This is a genomic window from Mesobacillus sp. (assembly GCF_049588175.1).
Classification (GTDB): Bacteria; Bacillota; Bacilli; order Bacillales; family Cytobacillaceae; genus Mesobacillus.
The window spans coordinates 1-10045 of sequence record NZ_JBAVFI010000003.1 but is presented as its reverse complement, the minus strand read 5'-3'; the positions used below and the strand labels follow the sequence as shown (position 1 = coordinate 10045).

Here is a 10045-nt window from a genome sequence, read left to right as displayed (position 1 = left end):
AGGCAGATTGTCGTCTTCAATATACTCTACACCTGCTGCCGATAAGTGTTGTTTCAACCCTTCAATATTTTCCATTTCAAAAGCTGGATGCGCCTTTTGGGCAGGTATGAACGGTTCCTCAATGCCAATATGGATCTGGCAGCTGCCATATTTGAACCATGCGCCGCCTCTTTTTTTCAACACCGGTGGCTTCTCAATTTCTTCAAAACCTAGTATTTCTCCAAAAAATTCCCTTGCACTGTCTTCTGAACCTTTTGGTGCAGCCAGCTGTACATGGTCAATTGCTTTAAATTTGAATGTCATGTGAATCCTCCTTTTCTTTCATTGTAATTTAATAGGTGAGATAAGGAAATTTAGAGATTTGAATATTAGCAGATAAGTTTTCCTTATTGATTTTTCTTATTCTCCTCGGGTAATACAAGCCCTCATTGCAACATATAAATTACTAAAAGTTTTAAGCACGTTTTTTATAAAAGAGGGGGCAACAAGGATGAAGAAAAGATTTTTTGCTATTGTGCTGATGGCAATTACAGCGTTAATAGTTTCTGCCTGCGGCACAAGCAAGACTAACGAAACGAGCGGTACAGGGTCAGAAGCAGGAAAGAAGGAACTCCGCGTCGTGACAGATGCAGCCTATGCACCGTTTGAATACATGGAAGGCGATAAAATCGTTGGGTTCGATATCGACTTTCTAAAAGCAGTTGCAGAAGAAGCAGGTTATAAACTGAAGATTGAACATGTCGGCTGGGATCCTATTTTTGTAGAAATTAAAAGCAAGCGTGCTGATATTGCAATTTCATCCATAACGATAAATGATGACAGAAAGCAGACCTATGATTTCTCTTTGCCATACTTCCTCTCAACAAATAAGATTTTGGTTCGTGAAGACAGTGAGATTAAGAGTGCGGCCGATCTGAAGGGGAAGGTGGTTGCCGTCCAGAATGGCACAACTGGCCAGGAAGCAATGGATAAACTCCTAGGAAAGAATAATGAGGATATCAAAAAATTCGAAAACAACAACCTTGCCATCATGGAAATGATGAGTGGAGGAGCCGATGCCGTCGTTGCAGATAACGGAGTGGTTGAGGTGTATGCGAAAAACAACCCGAAGGAAAAATTGAAGGTCATTGAAGACAGCGGCAGCTTTGATGCGGAATTTTACGGCCTTCTTTTTCCGAAAGGTACAGAGCTGAAGGCTGATTTCGATAAAGCGATCGAAAAGGTATTCGAGAACGGCACATATGAGAAAATCTATCAGGAATGGTTCGGGCAAAAGCCTAATATGGAAAAGCTGAAGGAAGCACAAAAAGCATCAAAATAACATTGGGAAACAAACAACCTGCCAAGATGCGTAACTCTTAAACTAGTGTTACGCATTTTTTTATAATGGCGGACCAATTAATCTGTTTGATCGTGGAATTCGGAATCAAGTGTTTGTACTTATTTAAGTCGGTTTTTCACTTGCAGGATTCATTTTTAAATTGTTGTTGAGCCTGTTTTTTAACTTGTTGGATTCAGTTTTTTCCTAGTTGGGCTCGTTAAAAGTTTTTGGACTTTATAAGAATTGATCATTTTCGAAGTATTAGCATTCAAGTTTTGGGGGGCAAGCTATGGATTTTCGTTTTGATATTATCCTTGAATATTCTCCTTATCTATTAAAAGGGACACTCGTAACCATCGGGCTATCTCTGGCGGGGATTGCAATTGGGACAATCCTTGGCCTGTTTATCGGACTTGGCAAGATGCAGCGCCGGAAGCTGCTTGCCTGGCCGTTTGACTGGTACATTACCTTCTTCCGTGGAACGCCGTTATTTGTGCAAATTTTATTGATTCACTTTGGAGTGGTACCCATGTTCATGGGGGAAACGAATGGGATTATTGCTACGATCATCGCGCTTTCCTTGAACGCGGCTGCATACATTGCTGAAATTTTCAGGGCGGGAATCCAGTCGATCGACAAAGGACAGATGGAGGCAGCCCGTTCGCTCGGAATGAGCCACGTACAAGCGATGAGTTACGTGATTTTGCCTCAGGCATTTAAAAGGATGATTCCGCCGCTTGGCAATGAATTTATTGTCCTGATCAAGGAATCCTCGCTTGCAGCGGTCATTGCCACCCCCGAAATCATGTACTGGGGGCGTTCGATGGCGGGGCAGTATTATCGGGTTTGGGAGCCGTACCTGACGGCCGCAGTTATTTATCTAATACTGACACTTTCACTTAGCTTCCTGCTAAATCGTCTGGAAAGAAGGCTTGATACAGAATGATAAAAGTTGCAAATCTAAAGAAATCCTTTGGCCAGAACAAGGTATTGAATGGGATAGATGTTGAAGTCCAGCCGCAGGAAGTAGTGGTAGTCATAGGGCCATCTGGTTCAGGAAAATCAACCTTTCTGCGCTGCATCAATTTGCTTGAAACGATATCCGATGGCCATGTGCTGATAGAAGGAATGGACATCACCGATAAAGGCATCAATATTAATAAAGTGCGTGAGGATGTTGGGATGGTATTTCAGCATTTCAACTTATTCCCTCATAAGACAGTGATGGAGAATATCATGCTTGCTCCTCTAAAGGTTCGCGGAATTTCGGAAGAGCATGCGAGGGCGAAAGGTATGGAGCTTTTGAAAAAGGTAGGCTTGGAGGACAAGGCAGATGCATATCCGGCTTCGCTTTCAGGAGGCCAGAAACAGCGTGTTGCCATCGCCAGGGCACTTGCGATGGAACCGAAAATCATGCTGTTTGACGAACCTACCTCGGCACTTGATCCAGAAATGGTCGGAGAAGTGCTCGAAGTGATCAAGCAGCTGGCCCGCGAAGGAATGACAATGGTTGTTGTCACCCATGAAATGGGTTTTGCCAGGGAAGTGGGGGACAGGGTCATTTTTATGGACGGGGGCTTGATCATTGAAGAAAACAAGCCAAAAGATCTCTTCGAAAACCCGCAGCATGAACGGACAAAAGCCTTTTTGAGCAAGGTTTTATAAAGCATTCAAACTTTTGATTAACAGATTAATAGCTATAAAACAAGCCTGCATACAGAGATGCAGGCTTGTTTTTACTAGTTTGTTTGTAAGTCAGCCATACGAGGCAATTGCGCTTTACTGTTCAACAGCAGCGTGAAACCTTGCCGCCTTTGCCGCTGTACCTTGCCTCCTGTGCTTCACAGAAAAACTCTTTTCTTGATTTAACAGGTTCTTCAGGATGATGGACCGCCATGTGCTCAACATATTTTTCGTAGCTAGGCACACCGACAAGCAGGCTGATGAACTGTTTCCTGTAATGAAAAAGTCTCTTAAGACGATTAAGCATAATGCTTTAAGTCACCTTCATTTCGTGGCACGTAAGGATCTTCGTGAAGATCTAGCTTCTGGTTGGTTAAAACCTTCATCCAGATTCTAATGGCTGAAATCAGGACAGTGATGACGACAATCATGAAGAAGGCTGTCAATCCTGCATCGACATAATCATTGACCAGCACCTGTTTCATCTGTGCTGGAGTAGTGGCAGGTGCAAGTACCTTTCCTCCATCCAAGGCTTCCTTAAATACTTTTGAGTGAGCAAGGAAACCGATTTTAGGATTTTCGTGAAAAAGCTTCTGCCAGCCAGCTGTCATTGTCACGATTAAAATCCATGTAGTTGGGACGAGCGTAACCCATACATACGCTTTTTTACCCATTTTATACAAAATAGTCGTTCCAAGTAATAGGGCAATTGCCGCGAGCATCTGATTTGCGATTCCAAACAGCGGCCATAGGGTATTGATTCCACCCAGCGGATCGATGACACCCTGGTATAAGAAATATCCCCATCCAAGTACACAAAGAGTAGTAGCAATAATGTTAGGAATCAATGCATCGGTCCTGGCGAATGGCTTGTAAGCCGTTCCGATAATATCCTGGATCATAAATCTGCCAACACGAGTACCAGCGTCAATTGTCGTTAGGATAAACAGAGCCTCAAAAAGGATGGCGAAGTGATACCAGAAAGCCATCAATGCTTTTCCGCCAATCACTTTAGAGAAAATCACGGCCATACCAATTGCCAGAGTCGGCGCTCCACCAGTACGTGAGAGAATGCTTTCTTCTCCTACATCATCAGCGAGGTTAGTTATATCATCAGGAGTGATCGTGTATCCCCAACTCGTAACTGTTTGGGCAGCCTGGATAGCGTCAGTTCCAATCACAGCAGGAGGACTGTTAATCGCAAAGTAAATCCCTGGTGTCAGGACGCAAGCTGCAATCATTGCCATGACTGCAACAAAGGATTCTGTCAGCATAGCACCATAACCGATCGGCTGTGCATGAGATTCTGTTTCGATCATTTTTGGTGTTGTACCAGATGATACTAACGCATGGAACCCGGATACAGCTCCACAGGCAATAGTAATGAACAAGAAAGGAAACATATTTCCAGCAAATACTGGGCCTGTACCGTCAACGAACTGCGTAACTCCAGGCATAGACAGGTTCGGTGCTACAATAATGATTCCAAGAGCAAGTCCTAAAATTGTTCCAACCTTAAGGAATGTGCTCAAATAATCACGCGGTGCAAGCAGCATCCATACAGGCAAAACTGAAGCAATAAAACCATAAATGATCATCATAATTGCAATTGTTTCGCCTTTAAAAGTGAACATGGCGGCTAATGATGGATTTTCCGCAACAGTCTGCCCAAGGAAAATGGACAAAAGGAGCAGTACAACTCCAATAGCAGAGGCTTCACCAACCCGTCCTGGACGGATATACCTCATATAGAATCCCATGAACACCGCAATAGGAATCGTTGCGGCAATAGTAAACATACCCCAAGGACTTCCTGCGAGCGCTTTCACAACAACTAAAGCTAAAACTGCCAGTAAGATGATCATGATACCGAGAATCCCGATCATGGCAATAAAGCCAGTCACTTTTCCCATTTCATCTTTAATCATCTCACCTAACGATTTACCATTTCGGCGCATGGATCCAAACAGGATGATGAAGTCCTGGACAGCACCTGCTAAAACAACACCGACTACAATCCAAATCGTTCCCGGCAAATACCCCATCTGCGCTGCCAGGATTGGACCTACAAGGGGGCCAGCCCCAGCGATGGCTGCAAAGTGGTGACCAAAAAGCACCCATTTATTCGTCGGGACATAGTCCTTCCCGTCATTGTTAATTTCTGCGGGAGTTTTACGGTTGTCATCCAGTTCAAATACTTTTCTTGCCATGAATCGGCTGTAAAACCGGTACGCAATGGCATACACACTGACTGCTGCCGTTAATAGCCAGATGGCATTAACGCTTTCTCCGCTGCTCAATGCCATCATCGCGAAGCCAGCTGCACCAAGTGCGGAGACCAGTCCCCAAATGATAATAGACCTAATAGCTTTCAACTTTTTTCCCACCTTTTTATTTGGTATGTCCAAATTATATTTTATAATTCTAAATTTTTAAATAAGTAATTTTATTCAGATTATCTTCCCGATATTTTTGGCGTGTGAAATTTCAGGTATTAGATAATTTGATTTGCAAAAATTTATCGGATTAACGGTCGAACGATATTATTTTTCATCAGAAGGTTAGCGGAATAATAAAAGCGGGTAGTTTACTCCTACGAACAAGTTAGCAAACAAGCATTATTCTTATCTACACCGAGCAACAGGAGAGGAGAAACTATGAAAGAAGCTCATATTACAAGTACACAAGCAATCAGCGGGATTAATAAAGAAAAAGGAAGCGATGCATCAGGATTAAAAAGAAGGCTGGGCACCCGGCACTTATCGATGATTGCCATCGGAGGCAGTATTGGAACTGGATTATTTGTAGCCAGCGGAGCTTCGATTTACCAGGCAGGCCCGGGCGGCGCGCTGCTTGCTTATGGCATAATCGGTTTCATGGTGTATTTGCTTATGACGAGCCTAGGTGAGATGGGCACTTATATGCCGGTAACAGGATCCTTCAGTACATATGCAACAAGATTTGTTGACCCGGCCTTTGGTTTTGCAATTGGCTGGATTTACTGGTTCAGCTGGGCAATCACCCTGGCACTTGAAGTTTCCGCGGCTGCGATTTTAATGAAATACTGGCTTCCTGATTCACCATCTTTTATCTGGAGCGCACTATTCTTAACCATTATCTTTGGACTTAATTTCCTATCCGTAAAACAATATGGTGAAGCTGAATACTGGTTCTCACTTATTAAAGTAGTGGCTATTATCGCCTTCATTATTTCTGGATTGCTAATGATTTTTGGTATCATGTCAGGAGATGTCGGAGGTTTTAAAAACTTTACTACTGGTGATGCCCCATTTAACAATGGTATTCTTGGAATCATTGGAATTTTCATGGTAGCGGGTTTTTCGTTCCAGGGAACTGAAATTGTCGGGATTGTAGCTGGCGAAAGTAAAAATCCTAAGGAAAATGTCCCAAAAGCAATCAAGCAGGTTTTCTGGCGCATTTTGCTATTTTATATGCTATCAATCTTTGTGATTGCCATGATCATTCCGTTCACAGATTCAAGGCTGCTTGGCGGAGATATCGATAAAGTGGCAATGAGTCCGTTCACACTCGTTTTTGAAAATGCAGGCATTGCATTTGCTGCGTCTATAATAAATGCTGTTATATTAACATCTGTTTTATCTGCAGGAAATTCAGGTTTATATGCATCTACAAGAATGTTATGGGTGATGGCAAAAGAGGGACAGGCCCCTAAGTTCCTGAAACAGGTCAATAAAAATGGTATTCCGGTCAATGCATTGCTGGCTACAACTGCGTTCGGGCTGCTGGCATTCCTCAGCTCCATATTCGGTGAGGGAAAGGTATTCATGTGGCTCCTGAATTCATCAGGGCTTGCCGGTTTCCTGGCGTGGGTAGGCATAGCCGTCAGCCATTATCGTTTCCGTAAGGGCTACATCGCACAGGGAAGAGATATGAATCTGTTAACCTATAAGGCGAAATGGTTCCCGTTAGGGCCTTTGTTTGCTGCTGCACTTTGTATCTTCATTATCCTGGGGCAAAACTATCAAGCATTTACAGGGGACAGCATTGATTGGCAGGGAATAATGGTAACATATATTGGAATTCCACTATTCCTCGCTTTGTGGTTCGGCTATAAAATCGCCAAAAAAACCAAATGGGTTGGCTTAAAGGAGATGGATCTTACGCCGACTGGAATAACAACCGAAGTGAAAAAGTAACTTGGAACAGGGGCTGGCAGCCTCTGTTTTTTTTGTCGAAAAGTTATTGTTGTTAAAACTAATGAGGTTAGTTAAAATAAAACTAATGATATTAGTTTTAATGGAGGGTTTATTCATGAGAGTGATAAAAGAAGGATTTCTATATCAACTGACGTTTATGCCAAAACTGTTTCCGGTGAATTGTTATTTTATTGAAGAAGAGGATGGTTTGACTTTGATCGACGCGGCGTTGCCTAATAGTGCAGAACCTATATTGCAGGCGGCAAAGCAAATTGGGAAGCCAATCTCAAGAATTGTTCTGACACATGCACATGGTGATCATATTGGAGCGCTGGATAAATTGAAAGATATGCTGCAAGTACCTGTTTATATTTCAGCAAGAGATTCCCGACTGCTAGCTGGAGATACATCGCTGGACCCTTCAGAATCTCAAACTCCAATACGCGGAGGAATTCCTAAGAATATTAAAACAAAGGCAGATGTACTTTTACAGGATGGAGATAAAATTGGATCGTTAACAGCCATTTTCACTCCGGGTCATACACCTGGGTCCATGTCATTCCTTGATGTTAGGACTAATGCAGTAATAGCAGGTGATGCCTTCCAGACAAGAGGAGATACAGCCGTGTCAGGCGTAACAGTTCCGTGGTTTCCGTTCCCGGCAATGGCAACCTGGAACAAAGAAGCAGCGCTGGAGAGCGCCAAAATCATCCAAGGACTAAAGCCGAGCTTGCTTGCAGTGGGGCATGGGGAATTGCTTCGATCTCCTGGAGATCATATTGAAAAAGCCATCAAGAAAGCCGAAGCGATTTTATTCAAATAAAAGGAGAGAAAGAACATGTCACCAAGACCGAAAGTAGCTCTCGATAAAAATGAAATTATCACGGCAGCAGCTGAGCTAGCAAATGAATTTGGAAGCGAGAACGTAACCCTTGCTTTGCTTGCGAAAAAGCTTAGAATAAAACCTCCTTCATTATATAACCACTTTGACGGACTTTCGGGAATCAAAAGAGAGCTGGCGATCTTTTCATTAGAAAAGCTTTACAGCGGATTAGCCACAGCGGCAGCAGGCAGACAGCCAGGAGAAGAAGCTGTGCTGGCGGTCAGTGAAGCCTATTTTTCTTTTTCAAGACAAAATCCAGGTTTGTACGAGTCGGCATTATCTGCTCCAGACCCTGCTGATACAGAAGTTTATTACGCAGGGAAGAAAATTGTTGAACTGGTCGTTTCGACCATCGAGCCATTTGGATTGAAGGAGGATTCTGCTATTCATGCTGTCAGGGGATTGAGAAGCATTATGCATGGGTTTGCCTCGCTTGAACAGAAAGGTGGCTTTGGGCTCTCGCTAGATTTAGACGACAGTTATAAGTTGGCGGTTAAAGCTTTTTTGGCTGGATTAAATGCTTGGTATATAAGCAATTAATGCGTAAAAAGCTTCATTAAATATATGTTTCTTAAATATTCCTGCCAGTTTTGAAAAGTAGTCACATACATATATATAGAGGCAACTTTAGCAAGGACAGGAGGAGCGCTATGGATATATATGTGAGAAGGGGAGATTCCTTTTGGTACTTCAGCAATGTTTTTAATGTCTCTCTTCAGCTGATCATAGATTCTAACCGCGATTTGGATCCCAATGCACTTATGGCAGGACAGAGGGTTAAGATACCCGGCTATGCTGCCGTGGATTACAGAATCAGGGCAGGGGATACATTATGGGCAATTGCACAGAGCAGGAAGCTGCAAGTGGATGCTTTGCTGCTGGCAAACCGGAATATCAATCCCAACGGGTTGTACATCGGCCAGATGATCAAGATTCCTCTGAGAATTACCTGGAGGATTGTCCAGGGAAAGAAAAATTATGATTATGCTGCACTTACGAATGACTTGAACCGCTTGCAGAGTGTATATCCATTTATGCAGCTGCCATCCATCGGAAATTCAGTGTTGGGAAAAAAGATACCGGAAGCGTTAATAGGTAAAGGGAGCAAAAGAGTGCACTATAATGCTTCCTTCCATGCGAATGAATGGATCACGACTCCCATTATCATGACGTTTTTAAACGATTACCTGCTTGCAGTAACGAATAAAACTTCTATCCGCGGGCTGTCCATGGCGAACTTCTATAGCCAAACAACTCTTTCGATTGTTCCTATGGTTAATCCTGATGGCGTGAATCTTGTAATGCATGGACCACCGGTTGAGGAGCCATGGAATGAAAGGGTCGTCGAGTTTAATAAAGGAAGCAGGGATTTTACAGGCTGGAAGGCGAATATCCGCGGGGTCGACTTAAATGACCAGTTCCCGGCAAAATGGGAGCTTGAAAGAGCACGCAACCCTAAACAGCCAGGTCCAAGGGATTATGGCGGTGAGCGCCCATTGACCGAACCCGAAGCAATTGGAATGGCAGAACTGACAAGAAGGCGTGATTTTTCGCGTGTTCTTGCTTTCCATACCCAAGGCGAAGAGATTTATTGGGGCTTTGATAACCTTGAGCCACCTGAATCCGAAGCAATGGCTAAAGAATTCGCACGGGTAAGCGGCTACAAGCCAGTCAAAACAATTGAAAGCTATGCAGGCTATAAAGACTGGTTCATCCAGGATTGGCGCCGTCCGGGCTTCACCGTGGAACTGGGATCCGGAATCAATCCGCTGCCACTATCCCAGTTTGATGAAATATATGAAGATGTACTGGGAATCTTTTTGGCTGGACTTTATTTATAGCAATTCTATTCCTGTAAAAAAAGCATCGGGATGCTTTCCCGCTGCTTCAGACTGTAGACAAACTCGATTAAAGCGAGCTTGTCTACAGTTTTTCATTTTGGTTGAGAAGTAATACAGGTCTGTTGATTTCCGTTCCAGG

The 10045-nt window shown here is 43.4% G+C and carries 10 protein-coding genes; 7 read left to right on the top strand and 3 right to left on the bottom strand.

The window, feature by feature from the left end:
- A partial coding sequence (locus WB217_RS00115) for a glyoxalase (protein WP_423989480.1) occupies positions 1–303 on the bottom strand: 303 nt, incomplete at its 3' end.
- A gap of 187 nt (positions 304–490) precedes the next feature.
- On the opposite strand from WB217_RS00115, the gene WB217_RS00110 reads away from it, so the two are divergent.
- The 3 genes from WB217_RS00110 (at position 491) to WB217_RS00100 (ending at position 2986) form a co-directional block, all read left to right on the top strand.
- Positions 491–1321 (top strand): transporter substrate-binding domain-containing protein, encoded by an 831-nt coding sequence (locus tag WB217_RS00110; protein WP_423989478.1) that lies wholly within the window; start codon positions 491–493, stop codon positions 1319–1321.
- A gap of 289 nt (positions 1322–1610) precedes the next feature.
- Entirely contained in the window at positions 1611–2267 is a 657-nt protein-coding gene (locus WB217_RS00105; protein ID WP_423989476.1) for an amino acid ABC transporter permease, read from the top strand.
- A complete protein-coding gene (locus WB217_RS00100) occupies positions 2264–2986 on the top strand; it encodes an amino acid ABC transporter ATP-binding protein (protein WP_423989474.1) in 723 nt (240 codons plus the stop codon). Before WB217_RS00105 ends, WB217_RS00100 begins: the two co-directional genes overlap by 4 nt.
- 121 nt (positions 2987–3107) lie before the next feature.
- Here WB217_RS00100 and WB217_RS00095 read toward each other — a convergent pair whose 3' ends face one another.
- Positions 3108–3311, bottom strand: a complete 204-nt coding sequence (locus WB217_RS00095) for a YbdD/YjiX family protein (protein ID WP_423989472.1) — start codon at positions 3309–3311, stop codon at positions 3108–3110.
- The gene (locus WB217_RS00090) at positions 3304–5313 is read right to left on the bottom strand and encodes a carbon starvation CstA family protein (protein ID WP_423989482.1); all 2010 of its coding nucleotides are present in this window, start codon (positions 5311–5313) and stop codon (positions 3304–3306) included. The genes WB217_RS00095 and WB217_RS00090 overlap by 8 nt, the downstream gene beginning before the upstream one ends.
- Positions 5314–5661: 348 nt before the next feature.
- On the opposite strand from WB217_RS00090, the gene WB217_RS00085 reads away from it, so the two are divergent.
- From WB217_RS00085 to WB217_RS00070, 4 genes are all read left to right on the top strand, one after another.
- Positions 5662–7182, top strand: coding sequence for an amino acid permease (locus WB217_RS00085; protein WP_423989470.1), 1521 nt, complete (start codon positions 5662–5664; stop codon positions 7180–7182).
- 115 nt (positions 7183–7297) lie between these two features.
- Positions 7298–8005, top strand: coding sequence for an MBL fold metallo-hydrolase (locus WB217_RS00080; protein ID WP_423989468.1), 708 nt, complete (start codon positions 7298–7300; stop codon positions 8003–8005).
- Between the two features lie 15 nt (positions 8006–8020).
- The gene (locus WB217_RS00075; protein WP_423989466.1) at positions 8021–8605 is read left to right on the top strand and encodes a TetR/AcrR family transcriptional regulator; all 585 of its coding nucleotides are present in this window, start codon (positions 8021–8023) and stop codon (positions 8603–8605) included.
- Between the two features lie 110 nt (positions 8606–8715).
- Positions 8716–9906 carry a M14 family zinc carboxypeptidase gene (locus WB217_RS00070; RefSeq protein WP_423989464.1) on the top strand — a complete coding sequence of 397 codons (1191 nt, stop codon included), beginning with the start codon at positions 8716–8718 and terminating at the stop codon, positions 9904–9906.
- Positions 9907–10045 lie beyond the last annotated feature (139 nt).